Origin of the sequence: Candidatus Pelagibacter sp. HIMB1505 (assembly GCF_052047915.1) — a bacterium.
GTDB classification, from domain to species: Bacteria; Pseudomonadota; Alphaproteobacteria; order Pelagibacterales; family Pelagibacteraceae; genus Pelagibacter; species Pelagibacter communis_A.
The window spans coordinates 583,311-605,925 of the sequence record NZ_JBNAIR010000001.1; the positions used below are offsets into that span (position 1 = coordinate 583,311).

Below are 22,615 nucleotides of genomic sequence, written 5' to 3' on the forward strand. Positions count from 1 at the left end.
TCTTATAAATATCCTTTATTACTGTGACCAAATTGGCCTGTTGACTTGAGTGCTGTAAATTGTTTTACTTAAATTTAAACGTTTAAACGGAGGAAAAATGAAAAAACTAAGTAAATTGTTACTAGCTATTTCTTTTGCTGTCTCTATGGCTACTTCGGCATTTGCAGTTACTGTAGTGTCTTGGGGTGGTGCTTACACTGAGTCTCAAAAGTTAGGTTATGGTGACCCAACTGCGAAAGCACTTGGAATTGATATCAACTGGGTAGACTACTCAGGTGGATTATCTGAAATTAAAGCACAAAAAGAAGCTGGCAAAATCACGTGGGATATCATCGACGTTTTTGCTATGGATACTATCAACGGATGTGATGAAGGTTTATTTGTTGAATTCGATTTTGACAAAGACTTCCCACCAGCTCCCGATGGAACTCCTGCAAGTGAAGATTTCTTTACTGCAATGCCAAGTAAATGTGCTGTGGGAAACATCCTATACTCTTGGAACTACGCTTATAACACTGAGAATGTTAAGGGCACTCCAAAGACTATCGGAGATTTCTTCAATACTAAAAAATTCCCTGGAAAAAGAGCTATCTACAAAAGCGCTCTAACAAATTTAGAGATCGCTTTAGCAGCAGATGGTGTAAAACCTGGAAAAGGTGGAGCTAACATTTACGAAATGTTAGAAACAGAAAAAGGTGTTGAAAGAGCAATGAACAAGATCAAAGAATTATGTACAGATCCAAAAGGTGGATGTGTATTTTGGTCAGCAGGTGCTCAACCACCAGAATTACTTGTTTCAGGTGAAGTTGTAATGGCAACTGGTTGGAATGGTAGATTCTTTAATGCAGAAGTAGGTGAAGGTGCTCCTATTAAACAAGTTTGGGATGCTCAAGGTCTTGACTATGAGTATTTCGTACAAGTAAAAGGTGGACCTAACGATGCAAATGGTAATGCTCTAAAAGCTTTAGCAATGATGACTAACACTGAAATGTTAGCTGGATCTGCTAAATACATTGCATATGCTCCTTGGAGAAAATCATCAATCGCGGTGATGGAAAAAGGAGAGCCTTGGTATAAAGATGGTAAGACTAACATGGTACCACAAATGCCAACAGCACCACAAAACACTAAGAACTACTTTTTAGTAGACCCTCTTTACTGGGCTGATAATGGAACAGAGCTTGGTGAAAAATGGGAAGCTATGAAAGCAGGACTATAATTTAAGTTTTGATTAACTTATTTTATATATTATAATTTAAGGGCGGTTGTATAACCGCCCTTTTTATTTATGAGCTCTGAAACACAACAAATTCTTACAACTGATGGAATACCTCTAGAGGTAAGCTTAAAAAAATCTGAGAGAAAAAATAAATTAAAAGCTTTTTTATTAGTTGCTCCACTACTTTTATTTCTAATAATTACTTACGTCTTCCCTATTGGAGATATGCTAGTCAGAAGTGTTGATGATAGACAAGTTACAAATATGCTTCCAAAAACATTTAAAGCTATGGAAACGTGGGATGGTCAAGACCTACCATCAGAAGAAGTTTTTGAGGCATTTTACCTTGATATGAAATTGTTAATTGAGGAAAAGCGAGAAGGTAAACTTTCAACACAAATGAATTACACAAAAAATGGCTTTAAAAGTATTATTAAAAAATTACGTCGGGCTATGCGAAAATTTGAAGAAGGGAATTATAAAGAGCAAATCATGTCAGTTCACAAAAGATGGGCTGATGTTGAATATTGGAGAGCAATTAAAGCAAGATCTAATGCTTATACTGGACAAAAGTATCTCAAAGGTATGGATATGTATACAAATGAGAATGGAGATATTGTTAGTGTCTCAGAGGACAGAAGGATACATAGAGTACTTTGGCTTAGAACTTTAGAGGTAGCTTTTTTTGTTACAATATTTTGTTTTTTAATGGCTTATCCAATCGCACATTTATTAGCAACATTACCAATGAAATATAGTAATTTGCTAATGATCTGTGTTTTACTTCCATTTTGGACATCCTTATTAGTGAGGACCGCTAGCTGGATGATATTACTTCAGCAACAAGGAGTAGTTAACGATTTCTTTGTATGGATTGGACTTGTAACTGACGATAATAGACCTGAGATGATGTACAATAAAATTGGAACTTATGTTGCAATGACACAAATTTTATTACCTTTCATGGTCCTTCCGCTTTACAGTGTGATGAAAACAATATCACCTTCATTAATGAGAGCTGGAAAATCATTGGGTGGAACACCTTTTGTTGCCTTCTGGAAAGTTTATTTTCCATTAACAATTCCAGGTATAGGTGCTGGAAGTTTATTAGTTTTTATTTTAGCAATTGGATATTACATTACCCCTGCCTTAGTAGGTGGAGCATCTGGAACATTGATTAGTAACCAAATCGCTTTTCATATGAAAAGTACACTTGATTGGAGTTTTGCATCTGCAATGGGATTAATGTTGCTTACGGGTGTATTAGCAATTTATTGGCTTTATAACAAATTGGTTGGAATAGATAATATTAAGTTAGGATAATTATGGCATTACCAAAATATACAGAACCTCATTATAGAGTTTGGCATTATGTATATTTGACAATTTGTGCATTAGTATTCTTCTTTTTAATTGCACCGTTATTTGTAATTTTTCCATTATCATTCAACGCAGAGGAATTTTTAAGTTTTTCCGATGGTATGAAAAGTTTAGACCCTGATGCTTTTTCACTTAGATGGTACAAAGACATGATCTATGGAACTAAAAATCCATGGGGTTTAGCCGCTAAAAATAGTTTTATAATCGCAATATTTGCAACTATTGGATCAGTAATACTTGGAACAGTTGCTGCTCTAGGTTTAAGCAGCAGGCATATGCCTTATAAGGGATTGATCATGGCAGTTTTAATTTCTCCAATGATTGTTCCATTAATTATTTCTGGAGTTGCAATATTTTTCTTTATGGCAAAAGCTGGTTTAGCCGCAACTCATACAGGAATTGTTCTAGCGCATATGATTTTAGGAACACCATTTGTAGTGATTACAGTTACAGCAACATTATCTGGGTTCGATCATAGTGTTACAAGGGCAGCTGCAAGTCTTGGAAGTAATCCTGTAAATACGTTTATGAAAATTACTTTACCATTAATTTTACCAGGTGTTATATCGGGAGGATTATTTGCATTCGTTACATCATTTGATGAAGTTGTAGTGGTCTTGTTTTTAGCTGGATTAGAAAATACAACGATACCAATTCAGATGTGGACAGGTTTAAGAGAGCAGTTAAGTCCAACAATTTTAGCTGTTGCTACCTGTTTGATTATTCTTTCAACATTAATTTTAGTTACAGCTGAGCTTTTAAGAAGACGATCTGAAAGACTTAGAGGAATTAATCGATAATAAATCTTTACATAAATGGATATCAAGAAGGTAGTTGTTATAGGATCAGGAACAATGGGAAGTGGAATTGCTGCACACTTATGTAACGCAAATATTCCAGTTACACTTTTAGATTTAACAACAGAAATTTCAACTAATGCAAGAGATAGAATTTTTAAATCAAGACCGCCATTACTTATAGATAAAACTAGAATTAATAATATCAAAGTAGGAAATATCTCAGATGATTTTGATGTTGTTAAACAAGCAGATTGGATTGTAGAAGCCGTTGTAGAAAGAATAGATATCAAACATCAAATTTATGAAAAAATTTTTAAAAGTAGAAAAGATGGAGCGATTGTTTCCTCAAATACATCTTCAATTCCAATTAAAGTATTATCAGAACACTTATCCGAGAATGAAAAAAAAGACTTTTGTATAACACATTTTTTTAATCCTGTTCGATACATGGGTTTGTTAGAAATTGTCAAAAACGAAAACAATGATCTAAATAAAATTAATGATCTTAAAAAATTTTGTGAAGTAGAACTTGGTAAAGGTGCAATTGTTTGCAATGATACACCTGGTTTTTTAGGCAATCGTGTAGGTGTTTATGCAATGCAAATTGCAATGACAGAAGCATTTAAAATGAAACTATCTGTTGAAGAAGCGGATGCTATTTTTGGAAGACCAATGGGTATACCAAAAACAGGTGTTTTTGGTCTTTATGACTTAATTGGAATAGATTTAATGGCTGATGTTTTAAAAAGTTTTATTAAAGAACTTCCTAAAGAGGATAAATTTCAAATAGTTGCCAAAGAAATTCCATTAGTAAAAAAATTAATTGATACTGGCTACACCGGTAGAAAAGGCAAGGGAGGATTTTATAGAATAAATAAATCTGAAGGTAGCAAAGTATTAGAAGCACTTAATCTTGAAACAGGTGAATATTCACCAAGTAAGAAAATAGACATTAAATCAGACAAAGTTGATCTTAAAAACTTAATTTCAAGAGATGATAAATACGGTGAATATGCTTGGTCAGTAATTTCAAAAATTATTAAATATGCATCTTCATTAGTTCCAGAAATTACAAAAGAATTTAATGATATTGATGAGGCAATGAGATTAGGCTTTAACTGGGCAAAAGGTCCATTTGAAATGTTAGAAGAAATAGGTGTTAAAAACTTTTTTGATAAAGCTGATGATTATCAAGGAAATCAATTTTTAGAAAATTTATCTAAAACAAAAAATGAAGATTTTTATGGTGAGCGTCAAAAGTATACTGAGATCGAAACTTTAGGAAAAGTAAAAAGAAAAGCAATTAGCCTTGACGGTAATAGTTCAGCACAGATTTATAGATTTAATGATTACAACATTGTTGAGTTCACCACCAAAGCAAATGCACTTGATTACGATTCAATGGATGCATTAAAGAAAGCAACCGATAAACCATTAATTATAATTAACGAAAGTATGCAATTTTCTGCTGGTGTTAATTTAACTTACACAATGGATTTTGCTGACAAAGGTGATTTTAAATCTATTGAAAAATTTATTAAATATTTTCAAGAAACCTGCAAAACGTTAAAGTATTCAAAATATCCAGTAGTATCTGCCCCATCAGGATTGACTTTAGGGGGAGGTTTTGAAGTTTTAGTTCAAAGTAATTTTGTAGCATCACATACAAACATTGTAATTGGATTAGTTGAAACAATTGTTGGTTTAATTCCTGCAGGTGGGGGATGTAAAGAAATGTTAGCTAGATGGATGAATACAGAGGATGCTCAAAAAAATCCAAATTTTGCTCCACTAAAAGTTTTTGATATCATTGGATATGGAAAAACTGCAACATCACCAGTTGAAGCTGTACCCATGAAATATTTGATGCCAGATGATAAACAAATAATGAATAGAAATAGTTTATTAGAAGTTTCAAAAGAAATTTTAAACAACAATAAAGACTTTAAAGCACCAAGTGAACTTGTTTTTAAACTTCCTGGAGAGAGTGTGAGGGGAGAAATGTATAAAATTTTAGATAAACTTTATAATGATAAAATTATTTTAGACCATGGAATGGAAGTTGCTAAAGAACTTGCGTTTGTATTAAGTGGAGGAGATACGACAATTGATAAGGAAATATCTGAAGATGCCTTTTTTAAATTAGAATTAGATGCTTTTATGAAATTAATTGAAACTAAAAAAACACAAGATAGAATTAAACATACTTTAGCTACTGGTAAACCTTTGGTTAATTAATTAGCATTCTAAAAGTATTGATAAAATCAGGCCTTAATACATAAACAGATTTATCTAAATATTTTATTTTTTTAAGTGCATCTAGTCCGTAAAGAACTTTGCCCAAAGGTGTATACTCCCCTTCATATAAAGGTTCATCATCTAGAATTATAAAAAATTGGCTATCTTCGGTATCAAATTTAGATGTCCTTGAAAATCCAACACTACCTTTTTTATAATCAAATGGATTATCTATTTCAGATTTTATAGTCCCTAGTCCTGATTTTCCTGCACCTATTTTTCCATAATCTAAATTATCTTTTTTACCAAACTCTAAATCTCCTGCTTGAACTAGTTTATCCTTGATCACTCTATGGAATGCAACATTGTCATATGCTTTTGTTCTTATTAGAGTTTTAAATCTTTCAACGGCAATTGGAGAAGTTTCAGGATAAAGTTCAATTATGACGTTACCACAATCAACATTTAAGATTGCAATATTTTGAGGATTTTCAAATTTTAGTTTACTTGGATCATGATTTTTAACAAATAGACATTTATCTTTAATCAAAAAAAAAGATGTAATTGAAAATAATGCTAACAATATAATAAATATAAAAATTACTTTTTCTGATCTTGAAGGTTTTATTTGTTCAATCATATTTTAAAATCTTGATCAATTAGTGCTAGTTTTTCTTTTATAAAATTAATTTTATTTGTAAGAATAGGATCAATTTTTTTTGGAATTATTTTACTTATAATATGCGAATAAACTTCAGCCATATCTTCTGATGCAGTAGATTGTGAATATTCCGAAATAAAACCATTTGTATTAGTATAGGTATCTAGGCCTAATTTATCTGTACAAGTTGAACATTCGGCATAGGAAAAATTTTTATCATTTAACGATGACCATTCATTTTCATTGAATATTTCTTTATAGCTATCATTAATTATGTGGAATACCTCATGATGAAGTACTCTTTTAAAATATTTATTATTAAATTTAATATCAACAATTAATGTTTTCATGACATTGTCAGGAATTCCTGCGGTATTTATTCCTGAGATAGACAAATCTTCACATAAAACTATATATTTTAGATTTATTTTTCTAAGAAATTTTTGATCATACTTATCAAGTTCATTTCTTATAACTTCATATTTTTTTTTTAAGTCTGTATTAGATGAATTGTAACAATTAATATTATTATCTAAGCCAATAGTGAAAGGTTGTTTTGCATATACATACCTTAATTTATTAGGTGTGTTTAAATCATAAATTTCCAAGTTAGGAATTTTTATTAATTCATAAAGTGTATTTGCTTTTACTGGAGAAATTAAAGTAATTAAGATTATAATATGAAACAATTTTTTCATTAATAAGATAATCCAAGATATTCTAATTAATAACAATGTGATACAATTACGTATGAAAAAAGAAAAAAATAAAAATCCAATCCAACCTGTAAGTGGAACAAAAGTCCCTAGATTTGCAGGTCCCTCTACATTTGCAAGACTTCCTGAATTAAGAGATGTTGAAAGCTGTGATGTAGCTATTGTTGGAATTCCTTTTGATGCAGGAACCAGTTATAGACCAGGTGCAAGATTTGGCCCTCAAAGTATTCGTCAAGCATCACGTCATTTAAGAACAAATTATCACCCAAGTTATGATGTTGAACCATTTAAAGTTCAACAAGTTGCAGATGCAGGTGATATTACCTGTAATCCTTTCAATATTGATGAAGCAATTAAACAAGTAGAAGAAGGCGCTTATGAATTATTACAAAAAGTTGGAGGAATTATAAGTTTAGGTGGTGATCATACAATTGCTTTTCCTTTATTAAAAGCAATCAATAGAATTAATAATGGACCTGTTGCATTAGTTCATTTTGATGCTCACCTAGATACTTGGGACACTTATTTTGGTGCCCCATATACTCACGGAACTCCATTTAGAAGAGCTAGAGAAGAAAATTTATTTTTAGATGATGCTTCAATGCATGTTGGAATAAGAGGACCACTATATAGTAGGAATGATATTAAGAATGATGAAAGTTTTGGATTTAAAATAATTCACTGTGATGAATTTCAAACTCAAGGAACAGATAAAATTGCACAAAGAATAAGAGATAGAGTTGGAGATAATCCTTTATATTTATCAATTGATATCGATGTATTAGATCCTGCTTTTGCACCTGGAACTGGTACTCCTGAGATTGCAGGAATGACAACTAGAGAAATGGTAAATGTTATAAGAGGACTATCCGGAATGAATTTGATTTCAGCAGATGTAGTTGAAGTGTCTCCTGTTTATGATCATGCGGAAGTTACATCTCTTGCAGCTGCAACTATTGTTTATGAATTAACAAATTTGTTTGCAAAAAAATAAGGAAGGGTTAGGAATTATTTATGATAGATAGAAAAAATTTTTATATTAATGGACAATGGGTAAATCCTAAGTCTAAAGAAGAAATTAAAGTTGTAAATCCTGCAACAGAACAAAATTGTGCAGTAATTGGACTTGCTAATAAAGATGATATTAATGATGCAGTTGTGGCTGCAAAAAATGCTTATGATACTTGGGCCTTCACTTCAAAAGAGGAAAGAATTCAATTATTAGAAAAACTTTATGACAGTTATAAAAAAAGATGGGCTGATATTGCTGAAGCAATTACTATGGAAATGGGGGCTCCTAAAGATTTTTCAACAAAATTACAGGCCGGTACTGGTGCTGCACACATTAAATCATTTATAAAATATTTAAAAAATTTTGAATTTGAAAAACCATTAGGTGAACATGCTCCTAATCAAAGACTGATTTATGAGCCAAAAGGTGTATGCGCTTTAATCACACCTTGGAATTGGCCAATGAACCAAGTTTGTTTAAAAGTAATGCCAGCACTTGCAGCTGGATGCACTATGGTTTTAAAACCATCAGAGCTTGCTCCGCTTTCTTCAATGATACTTGCAGAATTAATTGATGAAGTAAAATTCCCTGCTGGTGTATTTAATTTAGTAAATGGAGATGGAGCAACTACAGGTGATGCTCTGACTAGCCATCCCGACATTAATATGATTTCATTTACAGGTTCAACAAGAGCTGGTGCTTTAATCTCTCAAAATGCGGCAAAAGATTTTAAAAGAGTAAGTTTAGAACTTGGAGGAAAAGGGGCTAACATCATTTTTAAAGATGCAGACCCTGAGGCAATCGAAAGAGGTGCTTTGAGATGTTTTAGAAATTCAGGACAATCTTGTAATGCCCCAACAAGAATGCTTGTTGAAAAATCTATGTACAATGAAGCTGTTGAAAGATTAAAGAAATATGCTGAAGAATTTAAAGTAGATGATCCCACAAAAGAAGGAGAACATATTGGACCTGTAATTTCAGAAACTCAATATAATAAAATTCAAACTTTAATACAAAAAGGTATTGATGAAGGTGCAAAACTAGTTGCAGGTGGACCAGGAAAACCTGAAGGAATTAACCAAGGTTATTTTGTCAAACCAACAGTTTTTGCAGATGTTAATAATAATATGGAAATTGCAAGAACTGAAATTTTTGGTCCAGTGTTATCAGTCATACCATTTGAAAATGAAGAAGAAGCAATAAAAATTGCAAACGATACTCCATATGGTTTAACAAACTATATTCAAACTCAAGATCCAGAAAAAGTAAAAAGAGTTTCAAGAAGAGTAAGGTCTGGAATGGTAGATGTAAATGGAGCAGGTATAGCAGTTGATGCACCATTTGGTGGATTTAAACATTCAGGAATTGGCCGTGAAGCTGGCCAACATGGGTTGGAAGAGTTTTTAGAAGTTAAAGCTGTTGGTGGCTGGACAAATTAATTTAATAAAGATTTTTCTTTAACCCCATCTAAAAATTTTAGACATTTTTTAATTTCATTTAGCTCAATAAACTCATCTATTTTATGAGCTTGTTCAATTGAACCTGGGCCACAAACTACAGTGCTAATTCCTATTTCTTGAAATAAACCTGCTTCAGTTCCAAAAGAAACAACCTCTCTTGAATTATCGCCAGTAATACTTGTCACAAATTCACAAGCTTCAGACTCGTTTAATTTTTCAAATCCAATCACTTCACCAATAATTTCTTTTCTAATAAAAGAGTTCGGAAAAACTTTTTTCATATTTGGTAAAAGCTCTTCATTAACAAATTTATCCATTTCGCTTGTTACAAAATCGGCATCTGCTTTATTGACAGGTCTTGTTTCCCATTCAACTTTACATTTGTCAGCAATTACATTGTGAGCAATACCACCAGATATTCCACCTATAGAAAGTGTTGAATGCGGAGGATCAAAAATACAATCTTTAGGTGCTCTTTTGATTAACTCTTGTCTAATTTGTAAAAGTTTATTTATATATCGAGATGCATATTCAATTGCGTTAACTCCTTTATGAGGTTTGGAGCTATGACCCGCTAGTCCACCAAAGTGAATTGTATATTCATTCATTCCTTTATGGCCATCAATTATTTTCATATTAGTTGGTTCTCCAATAATACAAATTCCGTCTTTAATATTTCTTTTTTTTAATTCTTTAATTAATAAAGGAGCACCAATACATGCAGTCTCCTCATCAAACGTATAACAAAAATGAATGTCTCTATCTAAATTGCTCTGTTTGAAAATTTCAGCGTAAGCAAGTGTACAAGCTATAAAACCTTTCATGTCACAAGATCCTCTACCATATAATCTATTATCTTTAATTGTTGCAGTGAAAGGATCAGAACTCCAACCTTTGGAAACCGGAACAACATCAGTGTGACCAGATAATATTATTGGTTTTTTTCCATTAGTTTTTTTAGCTTTAAGAGTTCCAAATAAATTTACTCTTTTTTTGTCTTCATCAAAAACTTTAAAAGTTTCTATGTTCAAACTATTAAGAATTTTTTCACAATAATTGATAAGCTCACTATTATCTTGACCAGATATAGTTTGAAATCCAATTAGATCAGATAAAATCTTTATTGATTTTTCGTATAAATTACTTTCTATAGTCATTTTTAATCAACTATATATTATTTTTATGAAACCACAAATTACCTATGATGATTTTGATAAAGTAGACATTAGAGTTGGTACAGTTGTCTCTGTTAAAAAAAATGAAAAAGCAAGAAAACCTTCATTAGTTGTAGAAGTTGATTTTGGTGATGAAATAGGAATTAAACGATCATCAGCTCAAATAACGCATTACTACAATGAAGAAAATCTTAAAGGAAAACAAGTAATAGGTGTTTGTAATTTCCCAGAAAAAAATATTGCTGGTATTGTTTCACAAGTTTTAATTTTAGGATCAATTGATAAAGATGGAAAAGTAATTTTAGTTCATCCTTCTCAAAAATCTGAAAATGGGCTTCCAATAGCCTAAGGATGAGTTCTGATTTACTTCTGTTAATTGGTATCTCTTTTTCATTGGGATATACCCCGGGTCCTAATAATGCAGTAGCATCATATTCAGGCTTCAATTTTGGCTTTAAAAAAACAATTCCACTGATAATGGGTGTTGGATTTGGTTATACAGTATTAGTAATTTTAATTAATTTTGTTTTAATATCTTTGTTCAAAACCTATCCAATTATTCAGGAAATAATTAGAATTCTTGGAACAGTATTTTTGATTTATCTTGCTTATAAGATTGCAACTGCAACTGCATCTAATAGTGATATAAAAAAAAATCCTGTCACTTTTTTTGATACGTTTTTATTTCAATTTATAAATCCAAAAGGTGTCATGGTTGCAACTAGTCTGATTTCAAAATTTGTTGATCAAGATAATTATATTTCAACATCTTTAATGGTAATTATTGTTTGTTGTTTAACAGCCTTTTCATCAATAACTGCTTGGACTTTATTGGGTAAATTTTTAAGAAAATTTGCGACAAATAACAGTTTTATAAAACGATTTAATTATGTTATGTCGGGGCTAATTTTAGTCTGTATAATCGGATTTTATATTTAACATGAAACCAGGAACCAAGAACTCTTTTAACTCTAAAAGTAAAATTAGTATTAGCAACAAAGACTATACATATTATTCAATACCTGAAGCTGAAAAAAATGGCCTTGAAGGAGTGTCAAAACTTCCAAAATCATTAAAAGTTCTATTAGAAAATTTATTAAGATACGAAGACGATTTAACAGTTAATAAAACTCAAATTACAGCTATCAAAGATTGGCTAAAAACGAAAAAGTCAAATACAGAAATTGCCTATAGACCCGCAAGAGTTTTGCTTCAGGATTATACTGGAATTCCAGCTGTTGCAGACTTAGCTGCAATGAGAGAAGCTGTAAAAGAAAAATCAAAAGATCCAAATACTATCAATCCTTTGTCAGCAGTTGATTTAGTTATTGATCACTCAGTACAAGTAGATCAATCTGCTAAAGCAGATAGCTTTGATAAAAATGTTGAAATAGAATTCAAAAGAAATGGTGAAAGATATTCATTTCTAAAATGGGGTCAAAACGCATTTGATAATTTTAGAATTGTTCCACCTGGAACAGGTATTTGTCATCAGGTAAATTTAGAATATTTATCTAAAGTTGTTTGGTCAGAGAAAGTAAAAGATGAACAGTATATTTTTCCAGACACATTAGTTGGAACTGATAGTCATACCACAATGGTTAATGGGTTATCAGTGCTTGGATGGGGTGTTGGAGGTATCGAGGCTGAAGCAGGCATGCTGGGGCAACCTATATCAATGTTGATACCAGAAGTTATTGGTTTTGAGGTTAAAAATAAAATGCCTGAGGGTACAACTGCAACAGATCTTGTTTTAACAGTTGTTAAGATGTTAAGAGATAAAGGTGTGGTTGGTAAATTTGTAGAATTTTTTGGTGAAGGTTTAAAAAATCTTACTTTAGCAGATAGAGCAACAATTGCGAACATGGCGCCAGAGTATGGTGCAACTTGTGGCTTTTTCCCAATTGATGAAGAAACATTAAAGTATCTTAAATTTTCAGGAAGAGATGATGAAACAGTAAAAATTGTTGAAGAATATGCAAAAGCTCAAGGCCTATGGGCAAGTTCTGAAATTGAGTTTACTGATACTTTAACTTTGGATATGTCTACTATTGTTCCAACTATCTCAGGACCAAAAAGACCTCAAGATAAAGTTTTATTATCAGAGGCATCTCAAAGTTTTGATAAAAGTTTTAAAGAAGTTGCTGCAAGAGATGAATTCAAATCATCAAAAGTTTCTAATACAGATTATGAAATAAAAGATGGTAGTATTTTAATTGCTGCAATTACTTCATGTACAAATACTTCAAATCCAAATGTTTTAATTGGAGCTGGTTTATTGGCTAAAAAAGCAATCGAACTTGGTCTTGAAACAAAGCCATGGGTAAAAACATCATTAGCACCAGGCTCTCAAGTGGTAACAGATTATTTAGAAAAAGCAGGTTTAAACACTTATTTAGACAAATTAGGTTTTAACCTTGTTGGATATGGATGTACGACTTGCATAGGAAACTCAGGTCCTCTAGCAGATAATATAGTTGAAGCAATTCAGAAAGAGAATTTATATGGAGTATCTGTTTTATCAGGGAATAGAAATTTTGAGGGAAGAATATCTCCACATATTAAAGCTAATTATCTAGCTTCACCACCGTTGGTAGTTGCTTATTCATTAGCAGGACATATGTCTTTTGATTTATACAAAGATTCTTTTGGGAAAGATAAAAATGGGAACGACGTATATTTAAAAGATATTTGGCCATCAAATCAAGAAATTGAAGAAACATTAAAAACTTCATTAAATGCTGACATGTTTATAAAGAGATATTCCAATGTTTCACAAGGTCCTAAACAATGGCAAGAAATTAAAACAGAAAAAAGTAGTATTTATAATTGGGATGAAAATTCAACTTATGTAAAGAAACCTCCATTCTTTGAAAACTTGTCAGATCAACCAGAAGGATTCAAACCTATCAAAGAAGCAAGACCATTATTAATTTTAGGTGATATGGTTACAACTGATCATATTTCACCAGCTGGTAATATACAAAAAGAAAGTCCAACTGGAGAATATTTTATGAAACATCAGATCTTACCAAAAGATTATAATTCTTATGGTTCAAGGAGAGGGAACCATGAAGTTATGATGAGAGGAACTTTTGCAAATATTAGAATTAGAAATGAAATGGCACCTGGAACTGAAGGTGGTTTTACAAAATTGTATCCAGAGGAAAAAGTGATGCCAGTTTACGATGCAGTCGTTGAATATAAAAAAAGAGGAACCGATCTTGTTGTAATAGGTGGAAAAGAGTATGGAACTGGCTCATCACGAGACTGGGCAGCAAAAGGCACAAAATTATTAGGTGTTAAAGCTGTGATAGCAGAAAGCTTTGAGAGAATACATAGATCTAATTTAATTGGGATGGGAATATTGCCATTACAATTCAAAGATAATTTAAATAGATCTAATCTTGAACTAAAAGGTTCAGAATTGATCAGTGTTGTTGATATTGAAAAAGGTATTAATCCTTCAGATATTGTAAAACTGGAAATAAAATATATTTCAGGTGAAATAAAAATTATAGATACTCTTTGCAGAATAGATACCAAAAATGAACTTGAGTATTATAAAAATGGTGGAATTCTTCAGTATGTTCTTCGGAATATGATCTAATTATGGACGAAGAAACAGCAATTATCAACAGCAATACAAGAAATGAAAAAATTAGAAACTTTTTTGTTAACAATAAAAAGACACTTCTAACATTTATAGTAATTATTATAGCAATTTTATTCGGATATTTTGCTTTTGAAGAATATAAAGAAAATAAAAAATTAGAAATTTCTGATCAATATAATTCTGCTGTAACTAAGTTTTCAGAGGAGAATAAAGAAAGAACTGAAAATGTACTAGTTGATTTAGTTTATAAGAACGATCCTACTTACTCTCCATTGTCGCTTTACTTCATAATCGATAATAAACTAATAACTGACAAGTCAAAAATTAATGATTTATTTGACAATATAATTGATGAAGTTTCATTGGACAAAGAAATCAAAAATTTAATTATCTATAAAAAAGCACTTTATAATGCAGATTCTATTGAAGAAAATGAACTTTTAGACATATTAAAACCAATAACTAACTCTAACAGTATTTGGAAGGCTCAAGCATTGTATTTATTAGCAGAGTATTTTTATTCTAAAGAAGAAAAACAAAAATCAAAAGAATTCTTTAATCAATTAATTTTATTGGAAAACGCTAACCAAGATTTAAAAACTGAGGCACAAAAAAGATTAAATAGAGATTTAAGTGAATAAGATCTTAATTTTTTTAATATGTATTTTTTTTACTGCAAGTTGTTCATTTAATAAAAATTCAAAATTTTGGACAGCTTCTCAAAATATTCCAGAAGAAAATAATCCCAATTACCAAGAAATTTTTGTTGAAGAAGAGGCACTAAATAAAGAGCTTAATGCAAATGTTCCAATAAATTTAGGTAATTTTTTTAATAAAGATCCTAAGGTTAGAGATTATTTTAATAATGATGGAAGATTAAATTTTGATGGTGTGCTTAAAAAATCTTCAAGATATAAATTTTCAAAAATAAAAAATTTTTATCAATTTGAACCAAAGATATCATTTAATAATAAAGATTTGATTTTTTTTGATAACAAAGGTTCTATATTAAAATTTGACGATAAATCAAAATTAATTTGGAAAAAAAATTATTACTCAAAATCAGAAAAAAAATTAAAACCGATACTGCAATTTGCAAATGATGGCAAAACTTTAGTAGTTGCAGATAATATTGCTAAATACTTTGCATTAGATATTAATACAGGTGAACTGCTTTGGTCTAAAAATAATCTAGCACCATTTAATTCTCAAATTAAAATTTTCAAAGATAAATTTTTTATTATTGATTTTTCTAATACACTTAGATGTTTTTCTTTAAGAAATGGAGAAGAATTGTGGAATATCAGAACAGAAAATTCATTAATTCGATCACAAAAAAAACTCTCAATGGTTATTGTGAATGATTTAATATATTTTAAAAATTCTATTGGCGATATTAGTGCTGTAGATATTAATGAGGGTGAATTACTATGGCAATTGCCAACTCAAAGTAGTTTAATATACGAGGCTGCTTTTTCTTTGGAAACTTCTGATTTAATTACAGATGGAAATACATTGTTTTTTTCAAATAATAAAAATCAATTTTTTTCAATTGATCTTGGAACTGGAAGCTTTAATTGGGAAAATCAGGTTAATTCAAGTTTAAGACCTAGTTTAGTTGGAAACTATATTTTTACAGTTTCATTAGAGGGGTATTTAATTGTGATTGAAAAAAATAGTGGAAATATTATCAGAGTTACAGATGTTTTTAATAATTTCAAAAAAAAGAAAAGAGATAAAATTAAGCCAGTAGGATTTATAATTGGAACTAACAATATTTATTTATCGACAGATAATGGTAGGCTGATGGTAATTGATATTAAGTCAGGTAGAACAAAATCTATTTTAAAAATAGATAACGATAAAATATCAAGACCTCACGTAATAGATAAAGATTTATATGTTGTTAAAGAGAATGCTATTATTAGATTAAATTAATGTTTCTTAAATTGCTGGAAAAATTAGGTCGAAAAAAAATTGTTTTAGATCGAGGTCCTTCACATCCAAGATTTGATTTAGCTAAACCTTGGATGAACAGGTATTATCTAATTTTTAGGTATAGACCAAAGTGGTTTCCATTTAATATTTTAATTCATGAAATGCTAGCAGATGATCATGGAGAAGGAGTTCATAATCATTTATGTCCATATATCACTATAATATTAAGAGATGGTTATTGGGAAACCACTAAGAATGGAAAATTTTGGAGAAAACCTGGTTATATTGGCTTCAGATCTGCAAACGCTTATCACAGAGTAGATTTAAAAAAAGGCACAAAACCAATGACTATATTTATTTCGGGACCTTTTGGATTAAGAAAAGGACCTCGTTCTGAGTATGGAATTAACTTTATGGATAAATGAAATTAGAAAAAAAGTTTATTGAATTTTGTAGTAATAAAAAACTAGAAATTAACCCAAATCAAATAGAAATCATAAATACACTTGAAAAATTTCAGAATGGTAATTTCGATCGATCATTCTTAAATAGTTTTTTTAATAAAAAATCAAAATTAGGCTTTTACTTACATGGTGATGTTGGTGTTGGTAAAACAATGATCTTAGATTTTTTCTTTAAACAATTGGAAATAAAAAAAATTAAAGTTCATTTTAATGAATTCATGATTAGCTTTCATGATTTCATGTTTGATAATGATAAAAAAGATAAAGCCTTAGATATATTTGTAAAAAAATTAAGAAATAAGGCAAAACTACTTTTTTTTGATGAATTTCAGGTCACGAATATTGTAGATGCAATGATACTAGGAAGATTATTCGAAAAAATATTCGAAAAAAAAATATGTGTTTTATTTTCATCAAATATAAAGATTAATGATCTTTATAAAGATGGTTTACAAAGAGATCAATTTTTACCATTTCTTAAAATTTTAAAAGAAAATTCGATTGAAAAGGAATTATCAATTAATGAGGATTATAGAATTAATAAAAAAGATATCCTAAACAGATTTTTATCTCCAATAAATGAAACAACAAATTTTAAACTTAATAAATTTTTTAGGGAGTTAACTAAAAATAAAAAAAATAATCCTAAAAATTTAAATATAAAAGGCAGAGAATTATTAATTGAAAATTTTTATGAAGGTATTGCTAAATTTAGATTTAATGAATTATGTGATAGAAATTTAGGTGCAGAAGACTATCTTCAGATATCAAATTGTTGCAATTTTATTTTGATTGAAGGATTGCCAGATTTCAATGAAGATAACTCTAATCAACAGCAAAGATTTATTACATTAATCGATATAGTTTATGAAAAAAAAATTCCAATTTTGATCTCATCAGCAAATTCATTAAATGATTTAAATTCATCAGGGAGTCTTGCAAAAATATTTAAAAGAACTATCAGCAGGCTGCATGAACTTACATCAATAAAAATTCAGACTACATGAAACAAGAATTTTACAATCTAGAAATACAAACCAAAGGACAAAGACTTTATGAATTTACTAATAATACATTAAACTGGATTAAGAAAAACAACTTTCAAAATGGAATTATCAATCTAAGTATTCAGCATACCAGTGCTTCATTAATAATCCAGGAAAATGCTGACCCTGATGTTCAAAGAGATTTAATTTCACATTTTGATAAATTAGTACCGATGAATAACTCATTGTATAGCCATACAGCAGAGGGCAAAGATGATATGCCTGCTCATATAAAATCAGCTCTCACAAATAATCAAATTTCCTTAAGCATAAAAAATAAGGAATTATTGCTGGGCACTTGGCAGGGAATATTTTTATTTGAACACAGAATTGAACCTCATAAAAGAATAATAATTCATCATTTTATTGGCAGTTGATTTATTTATTTTTTAGGGATTGAAAAGCTTCCAATGCAGATGCTCTTGCCTTTTCATGAATTACAATTGGTTTTGGATAATTTTTACCAATTATAGTGTTTATAGCTTCTTGATATTTTATCTCCATCTCCCATGGTTTATGAATATATTTTGCTGGGACTTTATTAAGTTCTGGTATCCATTTTTTTACATAAATTCCTTCTTTATCAAATTTTTCACCCTGAAGGATAGGATTGAATATTCTAAAATAAGGTGCAGCATCAGCACCACAGCCTGCAACCCATTGCCATTGAGCTACATTATTTGCTTCATTAAAATCTAATAAACAATTTCTAAAATGTTTTTCACCTTCAACCCAATTTATTCTTAAATGTTTTACCAAAAAGGATCCAACAACCATTCTAATTCTATTGTGCATCCAACCAGTTTCATAGAGTTCACGCATACCAGCATCTACAATAGGATAACCTGTCATTCCATCTTTCCAGGCTTTTAAATGTTTTTCATTTTTAACCCATGGAAATTTATCAAATTCTTTTCTTAAATTACCTTTTAACATTTCAGGAAAATAATTGATTAAGCTGTGTGAAAACTCTCTCCAACCCAGTTCGTTAATATATTTTTGTATGTTGATATTTTTAGGTTTTACTAAAGAACAATCTTTATAAATTTTTTCAACATGGATTTGTCCATGTTTAATATATGGTGAAAGTTTTGATGTTCCTTCAATAGAAGGAATATCTCTATTCACTCCATATTTATTAATTTTGTTTTTGATTAAATCACTTAAAAGATTCTGTGCATTTTTTTCAGATACATTCCAATAATTTTCAAATTTTTTATACCATTTTTTTTTAGGTAAAATTTCTTCAGGCAATCTATTGTTTTTAAAGTATTCAAAACTTTTTTCTCTTTTTAAAACTTTTGACAATTTAGAAGGTATTGCGTTGATATAAATTTGCTCTGCGACTCTCCAAAAAGGAGTAAAAACTTTAAAAGGTGTTTCATCTTTTTTAGTTACATTTTGAAATTCATTTAATATATTTCCTTTAAAATATTTGAATTTTATATTTTTTTTTAAAAAAATATTATCTCTGATTTTTTTTCCTAAATTTATAACATCTGGCTCATAAACTTTATTCCAATAAATTGTTAGATTATCTTTTGAGTTAATTTTTGATAATATATCCATCTCCTCACCAATTTGAATTTCAAGGTTTATATTCAATTTTGATAATTCAACTTTAAAATTTTCCAAAGATTTTGATAGCCACCATTGTTGAGCTTCTCTTTTTTTTATAAATATTTTTGGATTAAATATGTATAAGGCTGAAACCAAATTATGCTGATGGCTTGCATAAGCTAAAGCAGGATTATTATTAATCCTAAAATCTTCTCTAATCCAAACAATGGCTTTATTGCTCATTTTTTATAATTTCTTGTCCTTCCTTTAAAAGTTTGTTGTACATTTTAAAGTCAGTCAGACCCTCACAACCTATTAGTAGAACATTTGATTGAGAATTAAGCTTAAGTTTTTCACAAATATTTTTGTCTTTAATCGCCGATATTAAGGAAATAACTCCAGGCACTCCACATTCACCAGCAATAATTTCATCATTTGAAAATTCTTTTTGTTTTAAAAGTGCAACAGTTGTTGCGACAGCTTCATCTGAAATTGATATTGAATAATTTGTTGAATGTTTAAGTATTTCCCAAGCTAAACTAGATACATCACCACATGACATTCCACCCATAATAGACTCTTTTTGTATATTTATTGAAGTGGGCTTTTTATTTTTAATACTTTGTAATACACATTCAGCATCTTTTGGCTCAACAGTAATAAAGCATGGCAAATTATTTGAATATTTTGCAAAACCTGCAATTGCTGCAGCAGCCATTCCACCTACACCAGCTTGTAAAAATACATGTGAAATTTTTTCATTTTTGATCTTATCAAAAATTTCTTTAATCATTATTGTATAACCAGCCATAATATATCTTGGTACAGTTTTGTATCCTTCCCAAGAAACATCCTGAACAATTTCCCATTGATTTTTTTTGGATTGATTTATGCACTCTTTCAAAGAAGCATCATAATTGCCTTTAACCCTAATTACATCAGCTCCCAAATTCCTCATTGCTTCTGCTCTGTCTTCACTTACAAACTCACTGATAAATATCTTGCATTTAATACCTAATCTTTGAGCACCCCACGCAACAGATCTTCCATGATTTCCAGCTGTAGCTGTAGATACAGTTTTTGCTTTTGTTTCTTTGACAATTTTGTTAACTGCAAATGCGCCACCTAAAGCTTTGAATGATTTTAAATCAAATCTAAATCCTTCATCTTTATAATAAATCTTATTTATATTTAAATATGAACTGAGTTTATCTAATTCAATTAAAGGTGTTGGTTTATATGTTTCCCAATTTTCAATTGTTGTGACTGCTTCAGTAATAAGCTTTTCATCTAAATTTTGAAAAATGTTGTCTATATCTAAAACATGTTTTTCATTGTAAACAAAGTTTGAAACTGAATAAATTTTATTTTCTAAAATCTTATGCATTAATTGAAAACTAACTATAATTTATATGGATTTATTTATACATTCTATAAACAAAAATGATACTTTTTACTTGTAAAATTAATCAGTATGCTAATATAAATTTAAACTCAACTATTAGTTTGTAATGATTGAAAAAGAAATAAAAAATAAAAAAACATTACTTCAGTTTTGGGAAGAGCAAATGAAACATTCTTCAACTTCAAGCAATTATTTTTTTAGAAAATCACCATCTCATTATCATATGATGTTAGTTGTTATGTCATCATATAAGTTGAATGAAAAATTATCAGTAGAAGGTTTAAAAACAAGATTATTTAAAACTTCTCGACCAAAATCTGCAATTATGATTAACGAAGCCTGTGAGAAAGGTTTTTTTAAACTGATAAAAAACTCACCAGATCAAAGAATTAAAAATATTGTGCCTTCAGAATCGTTTTTAAAAGAATTTGAGAATTATTTAGATACTCTTAAAAATATTGAATATTAAACAACGTATCTAGTTTTTATATATAATTAATATTAATATTAATAATAATATCTTTATGAAATTAGGTATTAATAATTACTTTTAAAATGTCTTTACCCAAAAAAGCAAAAGTTGTTATTATCGGTGGTGGTATTCACGGATTAAGTACTGCTTGGAAATTATCTGAAACTTATAAAAATGCTGGTGATGTAATTCTTCTAGAAAAAAAAGACACAGCTGCTGGCGCTAGTGGAATTGCTTGTGGTGTTGTCAGAAATAATTATTTCCAGCCAGCAATGAGAGAGCTAATGGCTCATTCAGTTGAAGTTTGGGAAAGTGATCCAAAATCTTTTAAATATAATGCTGTTGGGTACATGCAAATTTCATCTGAAATTATGCATGAAGATGTTGCCAGCATTTTTGAGCAGCAGAAATCTATTGGTTATGAGTCTGTTTTTATTGAAGGTGAAAAAGATTGCATGAAATATATGAAAAATATTTTCGATGATTGGCAAGCAAAAAGAATTACTTCAGTTCTTCATGAAAAAAAGGGTGGTTATGCTTTTAATAAAGATTCAATTAAGGCCTTAGAAAAAAAGGCAAGCGCTGGAGGAGTGACTATTCTTAAAGGAATTGCTGTAAATGGTTTTAATAAAGAAAATAACGGTACAGTTAGAAGTGTAATTACAAATGAGGGAACAATTGAATGTGAGCAAGTAGTAATTGGTGCAGGACCATGGGTTAGAGACTTTTGGAACATGTTAGAATTACCTAAAAAAATAGAAATTAAAGGTAAAGATGAAAAATTACATCAAACTGAAATGTGGAAATATTGGTTTTTACAAGAAGGAGTTTTGGGAGTTAAATCAGATTATTTAAGAACTAATGAAAATAAACAACCTCCTGTAATTCATGTCGATACAGATGCACCACTTTATTCAGACAAGAATAAAAAACTTTTGACTGATAAATTATGGGGCATTTATTATAAACCTGACATTGAAGGTTTAGGTGTTCAAGGTGGAACATCACCATATATAGTAGATAAACATTTTGATGAAGTTGACGTGGATCCATATGGTTTAGAGTCTGATGAATATCAAACAACAGATGCATTTTCAGATATGTGGACTTCAGCTTTATCACATTGCCAAAAAAGATTTGAAGGCAATTCCTCTTTATATAGAAAAGGTCCATCAGGAGGATTGGGATGTATGACGCCAGACAGCTTCCCTATTTTTGATAGATTTTTTGATAATGTATATTTAATTGCTGATGCAAATCATGGGTATAAGATGATTGGTGTGGGCCATCTAGTTGCAAATGAAATACTTGGCAAAGAAAGTAATTTATTAAAACCATTTAGATTTGATCGCTACAAAAAAGGAAATCTTCACCCAACATCAAATAGTCCATTTCCATGGAGTTAAATTTTATATATTTATAACTAAAAACCTTTTCTTAGATCGACCAAATT

21 protein-coding genes are annotated in these 22,615 nt (G+C 29.9%); 16 read left to right on the forward strand and 5 right to left on the reverse strand.

Annotated features, from left to right (window positions below):
- Positions 1–97: 97 nt before the first annotated feature.
- From ACTTAU_RS03055 to ACTTAU_RS03070, 4 genes are all read left to right on the forward strand, one after another.
- On the forward strand, positions 98–1,219 hold the full coding sequence (locus ACTTAU_RS03055; protein WP_438305666.1) for an extracellular solute-binding protein: 1,122 nt from the start codon (positions 98–100) through the stop codon (positions 1,217–1,219).
- 69 nt (positions 1,220–1,288) lie between these two features.
- Positions 1,289–2,542: an ABC transporter permease gene (locus ACTTAU_RS03060; protein ID WP_438305663.1), complete on the forward strand. Its 1,254-nt coding sequence runs from the start codon at positions 1,289–1,291 to the stop codon at positions 2,540–2,542.
- Between the two features lie 2 nt (positions 2,543–2,544).
- Positions 2,545–3,399 carry an ABC transporter permease gene (locus ACTTAU_RS03065; RefSeq protein ID WP_438305662.1) on the forward strand — a complete coding sequence of 285 codons (855 nt, stop codon included), beginning with the start codon at positions 2,545–2,547 and terminating at the stop codon, positions 3,397–3,399.
- 15 nt (positions 3,400–3,414) lie between these two features.
- The gene (locus tag ACTTAU_RS03070) at positions 3,415–5,637 is read left to right on the forward strand and encodes a 3-hydroxyacyl-CoA dehydrogenase NAD-binding domain-containing protein (protein WP_438305660.1); all 2,223 of its coding nucleotides are present in this window, start codon (positions 3,415–3,417) and stop codon (positions 5,635–5,637) included.
- Here ACTTAU_RS03070 and ACTTAU_RS03075 read toward each other — a convergent pair.
- Both ACTTAU_RS03075 and ACTTAU_RS03080 read right to left on the reverse strand, forming a co-directional pair.
- Positions 5,630–6,277: a peptidylprolyl isomerase gene (locus ACTTAU_RS03075; protein ID WP_438305658.1), complete on the reverse strand. Its 648-nt coding sequence runs from the start codon at positions 6,275–6,277 to the stop codon at positions 5,630–5,632. The two genes, ACTTAU_RS03070 and ACTTAU_RS03075, sit on opposite strands and share 8 nt — an antisense overlap.
- The gene (locus ACTTAU_RS03080) at positions 6,274–6,996 is read right to left on the reverse strand and encodes a putative zinc-binding metallopeptidase (protein WP_438305656.1); all 723 of its coding nucleotides are present in this window, start codon (positions 6,994–6,996) and stop codon (positions 6,274–6,276) included. Before ACTTAU_RS03080 ends, ACTTAU_RS03075 begins: the two co-directional genes overlap by 4 nt.
- A gap of 52 nt (positions 6,997–7,048) precedes the next feature.
- On the opposite strand from ACTTAU_RS03080, the gene speB reads away from it, so the two are divergent.
- Positions 7,049–8,008 (forward strand): agmatinase, encoded by a 960-nt coding sequence (gene speB / locus ACTTAU_RS03085; protein ID WP_438305654.1) that lies wholly within the window; start codon positions 7,049–7,051, stop codon positions 8,006–8,008.
- A 20-nt stretch (positions 8,009–8,028) separates the two neighbouring features.
- The gene (locus ACTTAU_RS03090) at positions 8,029–9,465 is read left to right on the forward strand and encodes an aldehyde dehydrogenase family protein (protein WP_438305652.1); all 1,437 of its coding nucleotides are present in this window, start codon (positions 8,029–8,031) and stop codon (positions 9,463–9,465) included.
- On the opposite strand, the gene argE is transcribed toward ACTTAU_RS03090, so the two are convergent.
- The gene (gene argE / locus ACTTAU_RS03095; RefSeq protein ID WP_438305651.1) at positions 9,462–10,643 is read right to left on the reverse strand and encodes an acetylornithine deacetylase; all 1,182 of its coding nucleotides are present in this window, start codon (positions 10,641–10,643) and stop codon (positions 9,462–9,464) included. The two genes, ACTTAU_RS03090 and argE, sit on opposite strands and share 4 nt — an antisense overlap.
- 25 nt (positions 10,644–10,668) lie before the next feature.
- On the opposite strand from argE, the gene ACTTAU_RS03100 reads away from it, so the two are divergent.
- The 8 genes from ACTTAU_RS03100 to ACTTAU_RS03135 are packed head-to-tail and all read left to right on the forward strand — an operon-like array spanning position 10,669 to position 18,102.
- Positions 10,669–11,010, forward strand: coding sequence for a tRNA-binding protein (locus ACTTAU_RS03100; RefSeq protein ID WP_438305649.1), 342 nt, complete (start codon positions 10,669–10,671; stop codon positions 11,008–11,010).
- 2 nt (positions 11,011–11,012) lie between these two features.
- Positions 11,013–11,600, forward strand: a complete 588-nt coding sequence (locus tag ACTTAU_RS03105) for a LysE family translocator (protein ID WP_438305647.1) — start codon at positions 11,013–11,015, stop codon at positions 11,598–11,600.
- Between the two features lies 1 nt (position 11,601).
- Positions 11,602–14,271, forward strand: coding sequence for an aconitate hydratase AcnA (acnA, locus tag ACTTAU_RS03110; protein WP_438305644.1), 2,670 nt, complete (start codon positions 11,602–11,604; stop codon positions 14,269–14,271).
- Between the two features lie 2 nt (positions 14,272–14,273).
- Positions 14,274–14,918 carry a tetratricopeptide repeat protein gene (locus ACTTAU_RS03115; RefSeq protein ID WP_438305642.1) on the forward strand — a complete coding sequence of 215 codons (645 nt, stop codon included), beginning with the start codon at positions 14,274–14,276 and terminating at the stop codon, positions 14,916–14,918.
- The gene (locus ACTTAU_RS03120) at positions 14,911–16,215 is read left to right on the forward strand and encodes a PQQ-binding-like beta-propeller repeat protein (protein WP_438305640.1); all 1,305 of its coding nucleotides are present in this window, start codon (positions 14,911–14,913) and stop codon (positions 16,213–16,215) included. Before ACTTAU_RS03115 ends, ACTTAU_RS03120 begins: the two co-directional genes overlap by 8 nt.
- Positions 16,215–16,640, forward strand: a complete 426-nt coding sequence (locus tag ACTTAU_RS03125; protein ID WP_438305639.1) for a hypothetical protein — start codon at positions 16,215–16,217, stop codon at positions 16,638–16,640. The genes ACTTAU_RS03120 and ACTTAU_RS03125 overlap by 1 nt, the downstream gene beginning before the upstream one ends.
- Positions 16,637–17,686 (forward strand): cell division protein ZapE, encoded by a 1,050-nt coding sequence (gene zapE / locus ACTTAU_RS03130; RefSeq protein WP_438305637.1) that lies wholly within the window; start codon positions 16,637–16,639, stop codon positions 17,684–17,686. The genes ACTTAU_RS03125 and zapE overlap by 4 nt, the downstream gene beginning before the upstream one ends.
- The gene (locus ACTTAU_RS03135; RefSeq protein WP_438305635.1) at positions 17,683–18,102 is read left to right on the forward strand and encodes a secondary thiamine-phosphate synthase enzyme YjbQ; all 420 of its coding nucleotides are present in this window, start codon (positions 17,683–17,685) and stop codon (positions 18,100–18,102) included. Before zapE ends, ACTTAU_RS03135 begins: the two co-directional genes overlap by 4 nt.
- Before the next feature lies 1 nt (position 18,103).
- Here ACTTAU_RS03135 and ACTTAU_RS03140 read toward each other — a convergent pair whose 3' ends face one another.
- Together ACTTAU_RS03140 and ACTTAU_RS03145 are read right to left on the reverse strand one after the other, a co-directional pair.
- Positions 18,104–19,528 (reverse strand): cryptochrome/photolyase family protein, encoded by a 1,425-nt coding sequence (locus ACTTAU_RS03140; RefSeq protein WP_438305632.1) that lies wholly within the window; start codon positions 19,526–19,528, stop codon positions 18,104–18,106.
- On the reverse strand, positions 19,518–20,672 hold the full coding sequence (locus ACTTAU_RS03145) for a diaminopropionate ammonia-lyase (protein ID WP_438305629.1): 1,155 nt from the start codon (positions 20,670–20,672) through the stop codon (positions 19,518–19,520). Before ACTTAU_RS03145 ends, ACTTAU_RS03140 begins: the two co-directional genes overlap by 11 nt.
- 124 nt (positions 20,673–20,796) lie before the next feature.
- On the opposite strand from ACTTAU_RS03145, the gene ACTTAU_RS03150 reads away from it, so the two are divergent.
- Together ACTTAU_RS03150 and ACTTAU_RS03155 are read left to right on the forward strand one after the other, a co-directional pair.
- The gene (locus tag ACTTAU_RS03150; RefSeq protein ID WP_438305627.1) at positions 20,797–21,159 is read left to right on the forward strand and encodes a hypothetical protein; all 363 of its coding nucleotides are present in this window, start codon (positions 20,797–20,799) and stop codon (positions 21,157–21,159) included.
- 86 nt (positions 21,160–21,245) lie between these two features.
- Positions 21,246–22,568 (forward strand): NAD(P)/FAD-dependent oxidoreductase, encoded by a 1,323-nt coding sequence (locus ACTTAU_RS03155; protein ID WP_438305624.1) that lies wholly within the window; start codon positions 21,246–21,248, stop codon positions 22,566–22,568.
- The last annotated feature ends 47 nt before the right edge of the window (positions 22,569–22,615 follow it).

Coding starts and splice junctions, on each gene's coding strand:
- ACTTAU_RS03080 (WP_438305656.1), bottom strand. CDS start 6,996: ATGAAAAAATTGTTTCATATTATAATCTTAATTACTTTAATTTCTCCA.
- ACTTAU_RS03140 (WP_438305632.1), bottom strand. CDS start 19,528: ATGAGCAATAAAGCCATTGTTTGGATTAGAGAAGATTTTAGGATTAAT.
- ACTTAU_RS03115 (WP_438305642.1), top strand. CDS start 14,274: ATGGACGAAGAAACAGCAATTATCAACAGCAATACAAGAAATGAAAAA.
- ACTTAU_RS03135 (WP_438305635.1), top strand. CDS start 17,683: ATGAAACAAGAATTTTACAATCTAGAAATACAAACCAAAGGACAAAGA.
- ACTTAU_RS03105 (WP_438305647.1), top strand. CDS start 11,013: ATGAGTTCTGATTTACTTCTGTTAATTGGTATCTCTTTTTCATTGGGA.
- zapE (WP_438305637.1), top strand. CDS start 16,637: ATGAAATTAGAAAAAAAGTTTATTGAATTTTGTAGTAATAAAAAACTA.
- acnA (WP_438305644.1), top strand. CDS start 11,602: ATGAAACCAGGAACCAAGAACTCTTTTAACTCTAAAAGTAAAATTAGT.
- ACTTAU_RS03100 (WP_438305649.1), top strand. CDS start 10,669: ATGAAACCACAAATTACCTATGATGATTTTGATAAAGTAGACATTAGA.
- ACTTAU_RS03150 (WP_438305627.1), top strand. CDS start 20,797: ATGATTGAAAAAGAAATAAAAAATAAAAAAACATTACTTCAGTTTTGG.
- ACTTAU_RS03060 (WP_438305663.1), top strand. CDS start 1,289: ATGAGCTCTGAAACACAACAAATTCTTACAACTGATGGAATACCTCTA.
- ACTTAU_RS03065 (WP_438305662.1), top strand. CDS start 2,545: ATGGCATTACCAAAATATACAGAACCTCATTATAGAGTTTGGCATTAT.
- ACTTAU_RS03070 (WP_438305660.1), top strand. CDS start 3,415: ATGGATATCAAGAAGGTAGTTGTTATAGGATCAGGAACAATGGGAAGT.
- ACTTAU_RS03075 (WP_438305658.1), bottom strand. CDS start 6,277: ATGATTGAACAAATAAAACCTTCAAGATCAGAAAAAGTAATTTTTATA.
- speB (WP_438305654.1), top strand. CDS start 7,049: ATGAAAAAAGAAAAAAATAAAAATCCAATCCAACCTGTAAGTGGAACA.
- argE (WP_438305651.1), bottom strand. CDS start 10,643: ATGACTATAGAAAGTAATTTATACGAAAAATCAATAAAGATTTTATCT.
- ACTTAU_RS03055 (WP_438305666.1), top strand. CDS start 98: ATGAAAAAACTAAGTAAATTGTTACTAGCTATTTCTTTTGCTGTCTCT.
- ACTTAU_RS03125 (WP_438305639.1), top strand. CDS start 16,215: ATGTTTCTTAAATTGCTGGAAAAATTAGGTCGAAAAAAAATTGTTTTA.
- ACTTAU_RS03145 (WP_438305629.1), bottom strand. CDS start 20,672: ATGCATAAGATTTTAGAAAATAAAATTTATTCAGTTTCAAACTTTGTT.
- ACTTAU_RS03090 (WP_438305652.1), top strand. CDS start 8,029: ATGATAGATAGAAAAAATTTTTATATTAATGGACAATGGGTAAATCCT.
- ACTTAU_RS03155 (WP_438305624.1), top strand. CDS start 21,246: ATGTCTTTACCCAAAAAAGCAAAAGTTGTTATTATCGGTGGTGGTATT.